Origin of the sequence: Psychrobacillus mangrovi (genome assembly GCF_037104765.1) — a bacterium.
Classification (GTDB): Bacteria; Bacillota; Bacilli; order Bacillales_A; family Planococcaceae; genus Psychrobacillus; species Psychrobacillus mangrovi.
Genome location: NZ_JBAWSY010000007.1, coordinates 158,978 through 177,124 on the forward strand (window position 1 = coordinate 158,978; position 18,147 = coordinate 177,124).

At 37.1% G+C, this 18,147-nt stretch carries 14 protein-coding genes; all 14 read right to left on the reverse strand.

Translation table 11 applies throughout. From position 1 onward, the window contains the following. Positions 1-8: 8 nt before the first annotated feature. Positions 9-1,034: a cytochrome d ubiquinol oxidase subunit II gene (locus WAX74_RS11770; protein ID WP_336497852.1), complete on the reverse strand. Its 1,026-nt coding sequence runs from the start codon at positions 1,032-1,034 to the stop codon at positions 9-11. Then, the gene (locus tag WAX74_RS11775) at positions 1,031-2,377 is read right to left on the reverse strand and encodes a cytochrome ubiquinol oxidase subunit I (protein WP_336497853.1); all 1,347 of its coding nucleotides are present in this window, start codon (positions 2,375-2,377) and stop codon (positions 1,031-1,033) included. Before WAX74_RS11775 ends, WAX74_RS11770 begins: the two co-directional genes overlap by 4 nt. Positions 2,378-2,612: 235 nt before the next feature. Further along, on the reverse strand, positions 2,613-3,524 hold the full coding sequence (locus WAX74_RS11780) for a diacylglycerol kinase (protein WP_336497854.1): 912 nt from the start codon (positions 3,522-3,524) through the stop codon (positions 2,613-2,615). A gap of 124 nt (positions 3,525-3,648) precedes the next feature. Beyond that, positions 3,649-4,212, reverse strand: coding sequence for a thioredoxin family protein (locus WAX74_RS11785; protein WP_336497855.1), 564 nt, complete (start codon positions 4,210-4,212; stop codon positions 3,649-3,651). 439 nt (positions 4,213-4,651) lie between these two features. Next, positions 4,652-6,079 (reverse strand): Asp-tRNA(Asn)/Glu-tRNA(Gln) amidotransferase subunit GatB, encoded by a 1,428-nt coding sequence (gene gatB / locus WAX74_RS11790; protein ID WP_336497856.1) that lies wholly within the window; start codon positions 6,077-6,079, stop codon positions 4,652-4,654. 1 nt (position 6,080) lies between these two features. Then, complete coding sequence (gene gatA, locus WAX74_RS11795) at positions 6,081-7,544, reverse strand: Asp-tRNA(Asn)/Glu-tRNA(Gln) amidotransferase subunit GatA (protein WP_336497857.1); 1,464 nt, start codon at positions 7,542-7,544, stop codon at positions 6,081-6,083. 21 nt (positions 7,545-7,565) lie between these two features. Continuing rightward, positions 7,566-7,856 carry an Asp-tRNA(Asn)/Glu-tRNA(Gln) amidotransferase subunit GatC gene (gene gatC, locus WAX74_RS11800; protein WP_336497858.1) on the reverse strand — a complete coding sequence of 97 codons (291 nt, stop codon included), beginning with the start codon at positions 7,854-7,856 and terminating at the stop codon, positions 7,566-7,568. Positions 7,857-7,932: 76 nt separating this feature from the next. Beyond that, positions 7,933-9,069: a CamS family sex pheromone protein gene (locus WAX74_RS11805; protein WP_336497859.1), complete on the reverse strand. Its 1,137-nt coding sequence runs from the start codon at positions 9,067-9,069 to the stop codon at positions 7,933-7,935. Between the two features lie 12 nt (positions 9,070-9,081). Beyond that, positions 9,082-11,085: an NAD-dependent DNA ligase LigA gene (ligA, locus tag WAX74_RS11810; protein ID WP_336497860.1), complete on the reverse strand. Its 2,004-nt coding sequence runs from the start codon at positions 11,083-11,085 to the stop codon at positions 9,082-9,084. A gap of 22 nt (positions 11,086-11,107) precedes the next feature. After that, entirely contained in the window at positions 11,108-13,339 is a 2,232-nt protein-coding gene (gene pcrA / locus WAX74_RS11815) for a DNA helicase PcrA (RefSeq protein ID WP_336497861.1), read from the reverse strand. Positions 13,340-13,405: 66 nt separating this feature from the next. Continuing rightward, positions 13,406-14,086 (reverse strand): heptaprenylglyceryl phosphate synthase, encoded by a 681-nt coding sequence (pcrB, locus tag WAX74_RS11820; protein WP_336497862.1) that lies wholly within the window; start codon positions 14,084-14,086, stop codon positions 13,406-13,408. Between the two features lie 528 nt (positions 14,087-14,614). Next, on the reverse strand, positions 14,615-14,938 hold the full coding sequence (locus WAX74_RS11825) for a YerC/YecD family TrpR-related protein (protein WP_336497864.1): 324 nt from the start codon (positions 14,936-14,938) through the stop codon (positions 14,615-14,617). A gap of 29 nt (positions 14,939-14,967) precedes the next feature. Then, positions 14,968-16,023, reverse strand: coding sequence for a DUF3048 domain-containing protein (locus tag WAX74_RS11830; RefSeq protein WP_336497865.1), 1,056 nt, complete (start codon positions 16,021-16,023; stop codon positions 14,968-14,970). Between the two features lie 10 nt (positions 16,024-16,033). Beyond that, positions 16,034-17,764 (reverse strand): adenine deaminase C-terminal domain-containing protein, encoded by a 1,731-nt coding sequence (locus WAX74_RS11835; protein ID WP_336497866.1) that lies wholly within the window; start codon positions 17,762-17,764, stop codon positions 16,034-16,036. Positions 17,765-18,147: the final 383 nt, after the last annotated feature.

An 18,147-nucleotide genomic window follows, 5' to 3' on the forward strand; every position in this document is an offset into this window, starting at 1 on the left:
ACTCCTCCTTATGCGTGATTGTCTTTTTTACCTCGAATATAATCTTTATTGAACAGGAATAGACGTAATAATAAATACAGAGATGGGATTAATAGCGCAAACCCTAAAATGAATGCAATGATTAAGGAAATCGCCATCGCTTCATTTGTAAAGCTATCGTATATAGTTAGGTACGGATATAACAAATAGGGGCGATGAGCAAATCCATATGCAAAGAATGCTATTAAAAACTGGCCAACAAGTAACCAAAACGCTTTGCCGTAACTACGTTTTTTAAATAAAAGCCAAACGGTACCTATAAATAATAGAAAAGATAAACCAAACGCCCACCAAATTTCCAACAGATTAGCATAGTGCTCAGGGTTATGCGAACGTAATTCTACCATGATTCCTAGCGCAGTTATAATTGTCGGAAATGCCCAAACTAATGCATATTTTCGCATTAGTTTAGTTGCTTCTTTATCTCCTGCTTTATTGGCATACCAAGTTAAAAATACCGCTGATATATACAGAACTGCAGATAAACTAAGTACCACAATCGACCAAGTTAAAGGACTTGTAAATAAAGCATTGTAATCCAAAACTGGTGCGTCGTTTACCATAGTAATAAATCCGCCCTCAGAAATCGTCAATACAATGGACAAAGCAGCCGGTATAAATAGTCCCGCTAGTCCATACATAAATGAGTAACCTTTATGTCCTCTAGAGCCATATGTCTCAAACGCATAATACGAACCGCGGATTGCTAATAAAATGAGCGCAATACTTGCTGGTACTAGTAAGGTCGTTCCATAGTAGTATGCTGTCTTCGGGAAAAAGCCAATTATTCCTACAAAGAAGAACACGAGAAACACATTCGTTACTTCCCAAACAGGTGATAAATAACGCTGAATAATATTCGTTAAAATATGCTGCCTTCCTGTTAGTAAGCTATATGCATTAAAAAAGCCAGCGCCGAAGTCAATGGAGGCTACAATCAAATAACCAAATAAAAACGTCCATAACACGGTAATTCCGATGATCTCTAATGTCATGAAAAATCACCGCCTCTCTCAGCATGTCGATCCTCTAGCTCTTGTTCCACTGGATTTTTTCTAAACATACGTGTTAGTACTACTACACTACCAATTCCAAGAACAATGTATAATCCAGCAAACAAAACTAACATCGTATCTACATGTGCACTTGTTGTTGCAGCATCTTCAACCCGCATGAGTCCTCTTAAAATCCAAGGTTGTCTTCCTACTTCCGCTAACCACCAGCCTGCTTCTATTGCAATAATGGATGCTGGTCCACCTAAGACTATTAGCCAACGATAAAACTTTGTATCGACGAATGACCATTTTATTAGCTTCCCTAACCAGTACAAAGCTGAAAGAGCAACCATTCCCATTCCGATCGTCACCATTAAGTCAAACAAATAATGAATATATAATGGTGGTATCTCATCTTCTGGGAATTGATCCAAACCGATTACTTCAGCTGTCGGATTTCCGTGTGCAAGTATACTTAAAGCAAACGGAATCTTAATGGCGTATTTCACCTCGCCGTCATCCATAACCCCATACAATATTAACGGTGCGTTTTCTTCTGTTTCAAAATGCCATTCTGCCGCTGCTAATTTTTCAGGTTGGTATTCTGCTAAATACTTTCCTGAAAAATCACCGATGATGGCAGTAGCAATTGCAAATATAAGTCCAACTTTCATCGTTAAATACAATGCTTTTTTATGATATATATGATTTGAACCTTTTAATAAACGGAAAGCTGCTATTGCTGCTAAAACAAATGCAGCAGTCATATAAGCAGTTACGACTACGTGAGCAACTTTTGTAGGCATCGCAGGATTGAACATTGCTAATAAAGGGCTAATATTGACTAACTCTCCGTTTACTACATCGAATCCCTGTGGAGCATTCATAAATGCATTTACAATAGTAATAAATACAGCGGAAGCCGATGCCCCAATTGCTACAGGGATAAGTAATAATAAATGCTTCTTTTGATTCTCAAATCGATCCCATGTGTATAAATAAATTCCAAGGAAAATAGCTTCAAAAAAGAACGCAAATGTCTCCAGAAATAACGGAAGTGCAATAATATGACCTGCAAGTTCCATAAAGTTCGGCCATAGTAAAGAAAGCTGCATTCCTATAGCTGTTCCAGTTACTACACCAACTGCAACAGTAATGACAAATCCTCTCGCCCATCGTCTTGCTAGTAATATGTAATGTTCATCATTTTTCTTTATGCCCACCCACTGGGCAATCATAATCATTAAAGGTACGCCTACACCGATGGTTGCATAAATAATATGAAAAGATAAGGTCATTTCAGTTAATACACGACTAAAAAATACAGCTTCTTCATTTCCCATCTATTAAACCTCCTTAACTACCAAATATTCTACCCATAATGGACAGTATCATAATCCCAGCCACAATAAAAGCTAGCCACATTAAATATTTTTCTTGTTTTTTATACATACCTTCCTCCTTCAACACACAATACCATTCCCTTTCTTAGTTAATTTATAACCTAATCCCGGTAAAATATAACTAAAGTGAATAAAATAAAACCCAGCATGCTCTAAATAAGCATGCTGGGTTTATTTAAGGTCTATCTTGTTCACGTATTTCATCAATTGGTACAAAAACTTCTACATGTCTATATAAGTTTTCAAAGGTCGCTGGAATATTGCCTCCATACTCCCCATCTAAATTTAGCAGTACTTTATCCTCAGAAGTCACCGTTATATGGGTAGCTTTCTCAGAAATAACTAGTGGATCATTTAAATGCTCACCTCGGATTGCTAAGGTAGCAAGGCGAATAAATTCGGCAATATTACATTTCTTTAAAATTAACAATGTAAATTTACCGTCATTTATACTTGAATTTGGTGCGAGTTTTTCAAAGCCACCGACAGAATTGGTTAACCCAACCAAGAACATCATTGCTTCATCTTCAAAAACTTCCCCATCGTATTCAATCTTCACTTTAGTAGCATTAATCGAAGGTAACATTTCTATTCCTTTTAAATAATACGCAAGCTGGCCAAGCATCGTTTTTAACTTACTTGGAACTTCATATGTGAGCTCTGTAATTCTTCCGCCACCTGCAATATTAATAAAATAACGACCATTTACTCTACCCACATCTACTGGAATTGTGTCACCTTTAACTATAATATCTACCGCTTTATGGATATCGCGTGGAATATGTACCGCCCTCGCAAAATCGTTTGTAGTTCCCATAGGAATAAGTCCAATTTTTGGTCGATTTTCAAATTCACTTACTCCTGCCACTACTTCATTCAACGTTCCATCTCCACCGGCAGCAACAACTAAATCAAAGCCTCTTTGAACCGCTTTCTTTGCAGCTTCTATGGCATCTCCTTCACCTGTTGTAGCATGACAAGACGTTTCGTAGCCCGCTATTTCTAGAGCTTCCAGAACTTCAGGTAAGTGCTTTTTAAAAAGCTCTCGGCCAGAAGTTGGATTATATATGATTCGTGCACGTTTCATATAGATTTCCTTTCCACTTTACAATTTCTTCATGTGATATAGACAATATCTCTTAATAAAAGGTTCCATTCTATGAACATTAAAAGAGCCGACTAATGCCGACTCCAACTGCTTTTAATTGTTTTTATTTTTGTAGTGCTTGTAACCAGTTGCTACGAATATCTTCGTAAACAGCTAAATGGAAGTCTTTGTTCTCGACAAATTCTTTTGTCATTTGCTCAAAGAACGCTTTTTGAGTTTCTTCGAATGTTGGATCTTCTTTAGGTGGGAACTTTTCTCTATTTTCCATTACATATTGTTGAACTTTTTCTGCACGAGGTCCCCATTTAGAAATTACTTCTCCATCTTTATTTATTAATAAATAAACGGGAATGGAACGACCACCGTTCGTTAAATATTGATCGATCAAATCAAGGTTCTCATCGCGATAGACAGCTCGTACTTCGATATCGGCTGCTTCCGAAATTCTACGCAGAATTGCATTATTCATCATAGCATCCCCACACCAGTCTTCTGTAATTACAAGTATATGTGGATTCTTATCCTTTAATACTGTGATAAACTCATCATCAGCAGGAACCTCAAATTTTTCGTAAATACTAAATGATTCCTCTTTTTTCGTCGTCATATCATCCATGTATTGTGTAAGCGATTTAGCTTCGTCAAAATATTGTTGTTCTGTAGGCATTTGAGAAACCCCCTTTTATTTTTAAGTATACTTCGTTCAGTCGGCTAATTCAAATTAGTTGGTTTCATGTGAAAATGGGATGGTCTATTCGAATAATCGGATGGTTCCTGCTGATAATCGGGTGGTTCTCCCAGATAATCGGTTGGCTTCTCCCAATAATCGGTTGGTTCTTCTCAATAATCGGTTGGCTCCTCATATAATCGGTCGAATCCCTCTCATTATCGGTTGAATTCCTCTCATTATCGGTCGAACCCCTCTTTTAATCAGATGGTTCTCCCAGATAATCGGTTGGCTCCTCCTATAATCGGTTGGCTCCTCTGAATAATCGGATGGTTCCTCCTAATAATCGGGTGATTCCCCCTCATAATCGGATAGCTCCATAAAATATTTCACAAAAAAAACCGACTCAAAATATTCATTTCGAGTCGGTCTAGATTATTTAGCGTTTTACAATTTCTTCTTGTAAGATTTTGTTTACAAGTGGTGGGTTAGCTTGTCCTTTTGTTGCTTTCATAATTTGTCCAACAAGGAAACCGATTGCACGGTCTTTACCGTTTTTAAAGTCTTCAATAGATTGTGGGTTGGCATCCAGAGTTGTAATTACGATTTCACGAAGTGCGCCTTCGTCTGAAATTTGTACTAAGCCTTTAGCTTTTACAACTTCTTCTGCTTCTCCGCCGTTATCTGCAAGCTCTTTGAATACTTTTTTCGCAATTTTAGAAGAAATGGTACCATCTGAAATTAACTTAATCATTCCAGCTAAATTAGATGGAGTTAATTTAGTATCTTTCAATTCTTTTTGGTCTGCATTTAAGTAAGCTGAAACTTCACCCATTAACCAGTTGGAAGCCAGTTTCGAGTCAGCTCCAAGGGCAATTGTTTCTTCAAAGAAATCGGACATTTCTTTTGTTAATGTTAGAACCATTGCATCATACGCAGGCAATCCTAGTTCTTCGATATAACGTTTTTTACGAGCGTCCGGAAGTTCTGGTATTTCTGAGCGTACACGCTCTAACCAAGCATCATCAATTACAATATCCACTAAATCAGGCTCTGGGAAATAACGATAGTCATCTGTACCTTCTTTAACACGCATAAGAATCGTCTTACCTGTTTTCTCATCATAACGACGAGTTTCTTGCTCGATGATTCCACCTGAAGTTAGTACTTGTGCTTGACGTAGCTCTTCATGCTCAAGCCCTTTACGTACAAAGTTGAAAGAGTTTAAGTTTTTCAACTCTGTTTTAGTACCAAATTCCTCTTGTCCATATGGACGTATAGAAATGTTAGCGTCACAACGTAAAGACCCTTCTTCCATTTTACAATCGGATACACCTGTATATTGAATGATAGACTTTACTTTTTCCAAGTAAGCATACGCTTCTTCAGGTGTACGAATATCTGGTTCTGATACGATTTCAACAAGTGGAGTACCTTGACGATTGAAATCCACTAAAGAGTAACCATCTGCATGCGATAATTTCCCTGCATCTTCTTCCATATGAAGACGAGTAATACCAATACGCTTTGTTTCCCCATTTACTTCAATTTCAACCCATCCATTTTTACCGATTGGCTTATCAAACTGTGAAATTTGATAAGCTTTCGGATTGTCAGGATAGAAATAATTTTTACGATCCATTTTTGTATTTTGCTCGATTTCCATGTTTAATGCAAGAGCTGCACGCATAGCATAATCGACTACGTTTTTATTTAACACCGGTAGTACTCCTGGATATCCAAGGTCGACTACTGTTGTATTTGTATTTGGTTCTGCACCAAAGTGGTTAGGTGCGGATGAGAAGATTTTTGAGTTTGTTTTCAACTCTACGTGTACTTCTAATCCAATTACTGTTTCAAAGTTCATGTTATTTTCCCTCCCAAATTTGAGGAGTTTGTTTATGGAAATCAGTCGCTTGCTCGTAAGCATGAGCTACGCGATAAATTGTCGACTCATCAAAGTAGTTTCCGATAATTTGTAAACCAAGCGGTAGCCCATTTTCAAATCCACATGGAATAGAAATAGCAGGCACACCTGCAAGATTAATGGGAATAGTTAAGATATCATTTGCATACATCGTTAATGGATCTTCAACCTTCTCACCAATTTTAAATGCTGGTGTTGGGGCAGTAGGTCCGATAATAACATCATAATCTGCTAACACTTTATCGTAATCCTCTTTAATCAATGTACGAACTTGTTGCGCTTTTTTGTAATATGCATCGTAAGTCCCTGCACTTAAAGAATAAGTTCCAAGCATAATACGACGTTTAACTTCATCTCCAAATCCTTGAGCTCTAGTTTCTTTGTAAAGATCCATCAAGTTTTGTACATTCTCTGCACGGAAACCATAACGAATACCATCGAAACGAGAAAGGTTAGAGGATGCTTCAGATGAAGAAAGAATATAGTATGTTGCTAAAGCATATTTAGAATGTGGTAAGGAAACCTCTTCCCAGGTTGCTCCAAGAGATTCCAATACTTTCAACGCGTCTAAAACGGATTGACGAGCCGCTTCTCCAACGCCTTCTCCTAAATATTCTTTCGGAACAGCGATACGTAGACCTTTAATATCTCCAGTTAAAGCTGCAGCAAAATTTGGTACATCAACGTCAGCAGAAGTAGAATCGTTGGCATCAAGACCAGAAATCGCCTCTAAAAGTAGTGCGTTATCTTCTACATTACGAGTGATTGGTCCAATTTGGTCTAGAGAAGATGCAAATGCAACTAATCCAAACCGAGATACACGACCATATGTTGGTTTCATACCAACAACACCGCAATAAGCCGCTGGTTGACGAATAGAACCACCTGTATCAGAACCCAATGAGAAAGGTACTTCCCCTGCTGCTACTGCTGCTGCAGATGCACCTGAAGAACCACCAGGAACACGGTCCAATGCCCATGGATTTTTAGTTGTTTTATATGCTGAGTTTTCATTTGAAGAACCCATTGCAAATTCATCCATATTTAGCTTTCCGATTGTTACCATTCCTGCTGCACGTAGCTTTTTCACGACAGTAGCGTCATAAATTGGATTAAATCCTTGTAAAATTTTACTTGCGCAAGTTGTTTCTAAACCCTCTGTCACTATATTATCTTTTACTCCGATAGGTAAACCAAACAATGGCCCACGTTCTTCGAAAGGAATTTCGTCTAATTCTGTAGCTTTTGCTAGCGCTTTTTCTTCATCTAATGCTAGGAAAGCTTCTACACTTCCATCTAACTCTGCGACTCTTTCATACGCTTCTTTCGTTAGATCAGTAATCGTAATTTCTTTTTTATGTAATAAAGCTTGTAGTTCTTTCGATGAACGTTCAAATAACGTCATTAGTTTCCCTCCTCACACTTCTTATTCCATAATGGATGGTACTTTTACTTGACCTGCTTCTTGTTCTTTTACGTTTAACATCATTGTTTCTCGATCTAATCCTTTACTAGCTTTGTCTTCACGCATAACATTAACTAGTGGTAAAACATGAGATGTTGGTACTACATTTGTCGTATCCAACTCTTTTAATTGTTCAGCAAAATCCGTAATTGCACCTAGTTGAAGAGCAAATTTTTCTGCTTCTTCCTCCGTAATTGCAAGTCGTGCCAAATGTGCTACGTGCTTTACTTCTTCTTTTGAAATATTCGCCATTAATTACACCTCCGAATTCAATAACCATAAGCAATATCATATCATTTTTCACACTAGTTGAACAGAGTGACACTTTTTATTGTGAATATATATGCACAGTCGGGTCTTCATCGCCTGGTTTCTTAATCAATAATGCTTCCGCTCTATCCAAAGAATTTACTTGAACTTCTATATTTAACGAAGTATTAAAGTGATCTTTTAATAATCCTGCAAGATACTGTGTAAAACCTATTATTTCTGCAGTACCATAAAACTGAATTGGAATATTAATCGATAATTTCTGCAACTGATCGTCTTTAAAATATCCTGTCCCAATAATACTTGTGTAATTGGGAAAGTACATCTCCACATCTTGTTTAAAGTTTCGGAAAATCGTATCTAAATCACGATATTTTTCTTTAGATTCTCCTGAAGGGAATAATATATATTCCTCATTAATCTGCTTCCAATCAGAAACATTTTTTCCACCCGGAGCTACACTATAGGTGAAGTATGTCCCTGGAACAACTGCATTCTTACTATTTTGTTTGAATAAACCAACAACGATTGGAACATTTGCTAGAGCTTCGTCTTTACGCATACGCGAAACTACTTCTTCAGCAATTCGTTTTCCATTTTCTTCAATTTGCGCTTGTGATAAAGGCTCCTCATACCATGCTCCATATTGCTCTTTTTGATAATAGTATATAGAGTTTAAAGCAAGTCCGACTGAAACACCTGCAACTTTTACCGTATTATCTTCTTGTTTTAAATAGTTTTGTTCAACAATATGCGTAATATAAACAGGAGCTTTTTTTGCTTTTTCTTCGCCTGTCAAGCCCTCATCGCTTGGATTTAAACCACCTTCTTCTTGATTGCTTCTAGCTAACCAATCCTTCAACATGCTACCTTCTAAATATTGGCCTTCTTGAAATAAATACGTATCTGGAGAAAACTCATTTCGAGAAATTCGAAGCAATCCATTTTCTACTTCTTTCATATCGTATTTAGTCGCAAGATTGGATACGACTAGCCCTCGACTTGCACTTTCCTCATAAGGCTGTAAAGTTCGGTAGTAAGTTTCATCTAATTGTAAACTTGGAATGACTACTGTTTTTGTTGTTTCTTTCTCAGTGTCTTGAATTACTTCTGTTTCTTTATCCAACGAAGGAGTACACCCAGAAACAATAAGCAATAAAATTAGACTGGACATTCCTATTAATTTTTTTGCCATGTTCAAACTCCTTTACTTCGATAATTGGTCTAGTAGTTTTTGTTCATCCCAGACTTCAATTCCTAGGCTTGTAGCCTTTTCAAGCTTTGAACCTGCATCTTCTCCTGCAATGACTAAGTCAGTTTTTTTACTAACACTACCTGCGACATTTCCACCTAAATCCTCAATTTTTTCTTTTGCTTCTTGCCTTGTTAATTGTGTAAGCTTCCCTGTCAGAACAATAGTCTTATTTGCAAACGGGCTATTTTCTATAGTAGCAGCGTCTACAATTTTACCCGTATAGTGTAGAGTGAGCCCAGCTTCTTTTAATCTTCCGATTAACAGTCTTACTTCCTCTTGCTCAAAATAAGTCACAAGTGAATCCGCCATTTTATCGCCAATTTCAAAGATTGCTGTTAGTTCTTCTTTCGTTGCTTTCATTAATGCATCGAAGCTATGAAAAGTTTCGGATAAAATTTTCGCTGCTTTTTCACCTATATGACGAATACCAAGACCAAATAAGACTCTTTCCATCGAATTTGCTTTGGAAGCTTCAATTGCTTGCACTAAGTTAGTAGCAGATTTCAATCCCATACGCTCTAAACCAACCAAATCCTCTACAGTTAGTTTATATAAATCAGAAACGTCTACGATCAGCTGCTCTCTAAATAACTGTTCCACTACTTTTTCTCCAAGACCTTCAATATTCATCGCATTTCTAGATGCAAAATGATAGATGCCTTCTTGGATTTGAGCAGGGCATTGAGGGTTCACACAACGAAGTGCAACCTCTTCCTCGATTCTTATTAATTCACTATCACATACAGGGCAATTTTTGGGCATTTCATACGGAATTTCTGATCCGTCACGTTCCTCCATAATTACGGAAACCACTTCAGGAATAATATCTCCTGCTTTACGAATAATCACACGATCACCAATTCGTATGTCTTTTGCACGAATTAAATCTTCATTGTGTAATGTAGCCCGTTGGACAGTTGAACCTGCAACTTGTGCTGGTTCTAAAATAGCAGTTGGTGTCACAACTCCAGTGCGCCCAACCGTTAAATCGATATCTTTAATTGTCGTTACGACTTCTTCAGCCGGGAACTTAAAAGCAATAGCAAAACGAGGACTTTTCGCTGTAAACCCCAATTCCTCTTGTTGTGCATAATCATCAACTTTTACTACGATCCCATCTATCTCATATGGAATATCGTTTCTCTTAGCAGTCCACTCTTCAATGAATTGGAGTACTTCTTCAATAGAAGAGCATTTTCTTGTTTCTTTGTTTGTTGGAAGACCTTGCTCTCTCATATATTCCAACGCATTGGAATGTCGATCAATATTTTGATCTTCTCCGTCGCCACCAAGTCCATATGCGAAGAAAGAAAGTTTTCTACTCGCTGCCATTTTAGGGTCTAATTGACGAAGCGACCCGGCTGCAGCATTTCGTGGATTGGCTAATAATTCTTCTCCTTTTGCTGCTCTTTCTTCATTTAGCTTTCTAAATGAAGATTTAGGCATATACGCTTCTCCTCTTGCTTCCATCGTTACTCTGTCTTTTAAACGTAGGGGGATTGCTCGGATCGTTTTAATATTACTTGTAATGTCTTCTCCAGTCGTTCCATCTCCACGAGTTGCACCACGCGTTAGAAGACCATCTTCATATAAAAGTGATATGGCTAGACCATCAATTTTCAACTCGCAAACATACGTAGGAGTTTCTTCAATAATACTACGGATTCTGCTATCAAAATCTCGAATATCTTCCTCACTGAACGCATTGGATAAGCTAAGCATTGGATTTGCATGCGTTACCTTTTTGAACCCTTCGATTATTGTACCGCCCACACGCTGCGTTGGAGATTCCGGTAAAATCAAATCAGGGTTTTGCTCCTCTAACGCTATCAATTCATTTAAATATTGATCATAAACAGCATCTGAGACGATGGGTTCATCCAACACATAATAGGCGTAACCATAGTCATTTAAGAGCTTATGTAGCTCTTTTACACGTTCTTCTAATTTATCCACGGGCTTTCCTCCACTGAGTGAATTATCCTTTTTCTATAGGTGCAAATTTAGCTAACAATCGCTTAATACCTGTTGGGCTTGGAAAGGCAATATCAAGCTCTGTATTTTCACCTTCGCCACGAACACTAACAACCATACCTATGCCCCATTTTTTGTGCACAGCTTTATCTCCAACTTGCCAGCCCATTTTTTCTCCGCCTGTCGATTGATATGCAGGTCTTGAAACAGCTGCTCTCTGTGTTGTTGGAGATATTGCTTTAGCATCTCTATATTTATTTTTTGTTATATCTTTTGTCCAACCAACCACTTCCAAGATTTCATCGGAAATTTCTCTTATAAAACGAGAAGGGCTGTTGTAACTACCACGACCAAAAATAGTACGTGATTGAGCACAAGTAATAAATAATCTTTCCTCTGCACGAGTGATACCTACGTACGCTAAACGACGTTCCTCTTCCATTTCATCATCGTCACCAATAGAACGAGAGTGAGGGAAAATATTCTCTTCCATACCAATGATGAAAACTACAGGGAATTCGAGTCCTTTCGCAGCATGCATCGTCATTAATATTATATTTCCTTGGGAAGCATCTTCCTCTTCATCCAACTTATCAATATCTGAAATAAGCGCTAAATCAGTTAGAAAAGCAACGAGTGATTTGTCATCACTTTTTTCTTCAAAGGCTTTAGTCACCGATAGAAACTCTTCAATATTTTCTAATCGACTTTCAGCTTCAATTGTTTTTTCATTTTTTAGCATCTGACGATATCCAGTTTTCTCAAGTACCTGTTCTACAATTTCCGTTACAGATAAAAATTCCTGCATTTGAGTAAAGTTTTGAATCAGTCCGTGAAATTGAACAACAGAATTTACTGCACGAGCAGGTATCCCCATGAAGTCGACTTCATTAAGCGCATCTAGAATGGAACGATCTTGTTCTAGCGCATACATCGCAATACGTTCAAATGAAGTTGCTCCAATGTTTCGTTTTGGCTCATTAATTATTCGCGCAAGCGATAAATCATCGTCATTATTGGCAATTAAACGAAGATACGCGAGCAAGTCCTTTATTTCCTTACGATCATAGAACTTAGTTCCACCGACAATCGTATAGGCCATATTTGATTTGACGAGTACTTCCTCCATTACACGTGATTGAGCATTCGTACGATACAAAATGGCAAAATCATTTAAAGTCCGATTTTCTTGCTCCATTAATTCTTGTATCTTTTGGACAACAAACTGTGCTTCTTGCTGCTCATCATTTGCTCGAAACATTTCAATCTTTTCACCTTCTAGATTGTCTGTTCGTAACACTTTTGGGTATCTACTCGTGTTATTACCAATGACGTCATTGGCAGCTTGAAGGATTCTCCCTGTAGAACGATAATTTTGCTCAAGCATAATAACAGTTGCGTTCGGATAATCTTTTTCAAATGATAAAATATTTTGAATGTCCGCCCCGCGCCAACGATAAATGGATTGATCGGAGTCACCCACTACACAAATATTTTTAAATTTTTGCGCAAGCAATTGTACTAATTCGTATTGCGCCTTATTCGTATCCTGATACTCGTCCACATGAATATATTGAAATTTACTTTGATAAAATTCAAGTACTTCTGGAACACGTTTAAAGAGTGTTAGAGTAGTCATGATTAAATCATCAAAATCTAGGGATTGATTTTTTCTTAAACGCTTTTCATATCCCTTATACACTTCTGCAACAGTCTTTTCAAATGGATTAAATTCATTCATTTGTGCTCTATAAGTATCAGCATCAATACATATATTTTTGGCGCTACTTATCGCATTTAACATCGAACGTGGATCATACTTTTTGGAATCAATATTTTGTTCCTTCAAAATATTTTTTATAACCGTCAACTGATCGGTTGTATCCAAGATTGAAAAGCTTTTAGAAAAGCCAATTCGATCAATATCTCTTCTTAAAATACGAACACACATAGAGTGGAAAGTGGAAACCCACATACGCTCACCTGTACCAGCACCTAAAATACCATCTATTCGCTCACGCATTTCACGCGCAGCTTTATTCGTAAAAGTAATCGCAAGTATTTTCGATGGATAAACTTCTTTCTCAACGATTAAATAAGCGATACGATGTGTTAAGACTCGTGTTTTACCGGATCCTGCTCCTGCCATGATAAGGAGTGGACCTTCTGTTGTTTTAACTGCTTTTTCTTGTTCTTTATTCATACCATTCAACAAGTTTTTTGCTATAAGTTCCATAATACACTTCCTTAAAAGAACATTTGTTCTCATTATTATACTGTTGAATAAGAAATTACTCAAATATTACTTAACAGCTTTTACAGTATCCAAAGCCTCCGCTAAGTTCTCATATACATGATTTCCTACAATGATTGTATCTGCATACGCAGCCATTTCACGTGCTTGCTCCTTGTTTTGGATTCCTCCACCATAAAAAAGCTTTGTATGCACAAGTCGTGATTTAGCTTTTTTGACAACTTCCACATCCCCATACATCCCACTATATTCCATATAAAAAATAGGGAATTTAAATAGATGCTCCACCATTTGGGCGTAAGCTATAACATCGTCATCTGTTGAAGGATGCAGGGCACTCGTAAGTTTTGCAGCTTTACAATCGGGATTTAATATACAATAACCCTCGGGAATAATTTCTTCCCAGTTCATCACATCACCGAACTCTTTTGTTGCTGCATGATGTAAATCTTTCACCCATTTAGTATCCGTGCTGTTTAAAATACTTGGAATAAAATAATAATCAAAACCAGGAATAATCGACTCAATTGTTGAAACTTCTAACGCTACAGGTACAGCATAGCGTCTAATGCGCATCAATAAGTCAATAACATTATCTAATGTCACTCCATCTGAGCCACCGATTATAATCGCATCGGTTCCAGATTCGCAAATCTTTTCTAATGCATCCGCACCAATCTCTTTTGCCGGATCCAATTTAAATATATGTCGCCACTCTTTATAATCCATTTCGTCACCTACATAAAATTAATTAAGCATTCCTCATTATAACAAAAAAACTGAACAGAGGCTCCTGTTCAGTTAAGGTTTAATTGTAAAACCTACATAACCTTCTTCTTACATTTACACTTGTACGTCTTCGGTTTGCTTTGTACGAATCGATCGCTACATTCATAGCATGGGGAAGTATGGTTATTTGTCCATTGCTTACCTAATACAATTACTTTGGAAAATGAAAGAAACGATACTATTAAATTGAGAATGCAAGTGCCCGAAGATGCAATTTCGGGCACTTATCGCTTTTTATAGTACGTTACCTGCTTATTTTAGCAAAGACAATTCTCGTAATATTTCATTAACAAATAGAAAAAAATGCAAAGGAATGCGACTTTGTCGCATCCCTCCGCAGCATGAAATATCGATATGGTGTAATAGTAATTCAGTCTAGGACAATAGCAAAATGCCAACATAAATTGTCTGCTATTTTAACACACTTCATGTTAATCTCAGACTTGCTTGAAAATGGTCGTCAATTGTCTACTTTGCTCTAGGATTTTGAAAAGGCTGCTCGTCTGGATACAAACGTCCGAGCATTTCATCATATGCTTCGTTTCCATAATCAAAACAACGTCTCACACGTGAAATAGTTGCGGTACTTGCACCTGTTTCTTTTTTAATTGTTTCGTATGTCTTTTTCAATCTCAATAAATGGGCCACCTCAAATCGTTGTGCCAGAGATTGTATTTCACTTATTGTACATAAATCATCAAAAAATCGATAGCATTCTTCCATATCTTTTAACTCTAAAACCGCTTTAAATAATTGGTCTGTTTGATGTCCTTTAATTTTATCGATTTGCATATAGTTTCTCCCTTCATTTCAGTCTACTATTACGGTAAAAAGTTCACCATATTTTCTAGTCCTGGATTCGTTGGAACAAAACTTATCCATGACATTCCTTTTACAAGTTTAGCTGGAACGCCATTCTCCATTGGAACAAGAATTCCATCAACATTTTCCCATTCAATCTCTCTCATTACCCCTGCTTGGAAAAGATAAGCTCTTCCTCCGTCATTTAGTGACAGGGCTTGTCTTCCAGCATTATCAATCGTTTTATGTGGAATTTCCATGAAAATTACATTCGATATTTTGACAGGGTCTTCTGTTTCTTTATCCGTTGTCAATTCTCCTGCTGATGTCCTCTCATAGAGACCTTCATCTGGTGAGTAAGTATATTGATTTTCAAAGCTTGCACCATTACCATAACGAATACTAATACTCGATACAGGATTACCAAGCTTCACACCTTCCACCGAGTCAAAAAAAGAAAGTTTAGGAATTTTGCGTATGTCCATAGAAGCACCTACTTTGTCAGCACCCGTTTCTATGTTTTCTTTTGTTATATAGGAGTTATGTGGCGCTTTACGCTCCTTCGACCTTTCAAACAGTATACCATCATATTGCATTCCATTTATATGATCAACAACTCGTGCATTTAACATTTTTTGGGCGTCTGGACTATATCCATGAGCTATGTAAAATGCATCTAGCCCTTTAGCAATCGTTACAAAATAATCGCGTGCACTTCTTACAGGTCCAATCTTGTCAGGAATCTCACTTTGATACAGAGCAAGAAACCTCGTGACATTCCCTTCTGCGAGCATTTCATAAATAATGTCTGCTTTAGCAATACCAGATTGTGGACGCGCAAGCGGATGATTATTCATCGTTACAAGGACCGCTCGGTGTTTTAATTCCACTTCGGATCCGACTCCAGTAAAAGGAGCAATATAAGGGAGTTCTTTCTCTTTATCTTCTACTTCCTCTTCTGCTGCAGCTGGTTCTTCCACTAGTTCGATTATATCTTCTGTCATCTCTTCTTTATCTGAACAAGCAACTAATAAAAGAATACTTATTGCAAATATAAATCCCCTTTTTTTGAACACAGTAATCCCCCTACCTCATAACAGCTGGAAATAATACTTGTTTCTTCATCACATCGAAAATACCTCTTTGTGTAATTCGAACATAAGGTAAATGTGTGGATTGCAAAAATAACAAAGTATAAATAGCATCCCCATGCTTAAATCCTCTCGCTGCCAACTCTTTCTTTAAAAGTATCTCTTCTTCTATCAATTCTTCCATCGGTTTATCAGAGAGTACTCCACCAATTGGAAGTTTAAGAGAACAAATGACTTGGTCATCTTCTACCAGTACAATGCCGCCATTCATTTTCTTCATTTCTTCAAAAGCTTTTAGCATGCTCTTTTTATTTTTACCTATTAATATTATATCGCCAGTATTAGAGTAAGATGATGCAAATCCCTTTAAAGATGTTGCAAATCCCTTTATAATCGTCGTTACTTTCCATTTACCTTTCCGATCAATTAACATTAAAAAACTCTGATCATGTTTCGTCGATAGTTCGTTGTCTGTTGTGTCAACCGATACAGAGTATGGTTTTGTAATAACATCATTTACCATCTCAATTCCAAATGGCATGGAAAACTGAAAATCTGCTTCTTTCAAATCAAAATTTAAATTTAAATCAGGCATATGTGACCAATCGACTGGTGATAATCCATGAACTTTTATCCCATCTCGTTTTAACCATACACCTTTTGATAAAACACTGACAGGTACAGGATTATTTTCATCTTCTAAAAAGTTTAAAGTAGCAAATCTGCCAGTAGCAATTACACCATGCAGGTTTGATAGATTATAATATTTTGCAACGTTAAATGAAGCCATTAAATAAGCATCTATCGGATCTACACCAGCCTCTAAAGCTACACGTATACATTTGTCCATTACACCATCTAGATGAAACGAAGGGGTAGCTCCATCAGTCGTCATCATTAAATGATCAAAAATATGAAGATCTTTCTCTAGAATACCTTTAAGAAGAATTGGTAGGTCCGGACGAATAGAGGAATGTCTTAGAGTCACAGCATACCCATGGAGAATTCGTCTCTCTACTTCCTCAATAGTCATAGATTCATGATCACCATCTGCTCCAAGTAACCGCATTCTAGCTAGTGTACGTTCTGAGGCACCAGGGAAATGTCCTTCAATTTTCATGCCATTACTTTTTGCTTGCTGCATCCAATACAACATTTGATCATCACCGGATAGTAATCTAGGCCATCCAGTCAACTCACCACCCATAATTACATCTGGACGGTTAATCCATTCACTAATCGTTTTAGAAGTAAATAATTCTTCTTCATTTTCTAATTCAGTTTGTGAATCAAATCGAGCCCACCAATAGAATGCAAAGGGTAATTTGCTTAACTCATCCATTATTGAAAACGCTTTCTTGTTTTCAAGTGATAAAAAGAAGACCAGGTTATCCGCAATGAAAGTAGTCGTTCCAAGTTGTGCTGCATAATCTGCAAAAGAATGAGGCTGATAAAGTTGAAATGGATGTACGTGAGGTTCTATATATCCAGGTACAATTTTTTGACCGTTAGCATCATATACTTCAGTTCTGTCCGAAACTAGGGGCATTTCAGCACCTGTGTAGACGATTCGGTCCTTTACTATCCAAATATTTCCGGTAATCCATTTTTTTAAGTGGCTATGTAAATAGGTTGCATTTTTTATAAGAATGTCAGGTGCTTTTGTTCCATTTACCACTTCTATCTGGTGCCTGATTTCTTCAATTTTCCAAATTGGATATTGCATAGCATCCATTCTCCTTCCTATAGTTGCGCTCATAAAAATAAATATAGCACATCACTTTAGTAAAGCAAAGTGATGAATTGTAAATTTAGTAAATTCTGCTAGAAAATCTTTACTAGTATAGCAGAACTGTATTCACATTTATTGCTTTGTTTTTTAAAAATTGTGGATATTTGATGTCTAGATAGAATGTGTCTCATAATCTTTTAGAGTAGAAGCAAGGATGTGCGCTTGCCGCAAATGTAAAGAATATTTGCAGGAAACATCTGATGATCAGTGTTGTTTTTGATAATAAGTTGAATACAGAATTCGCTTTTCAGGACCCTATTATTTTCCCAGACATTTAAAAGCGCATATAGCTACAAACGGATGTAAGGCGCACATCC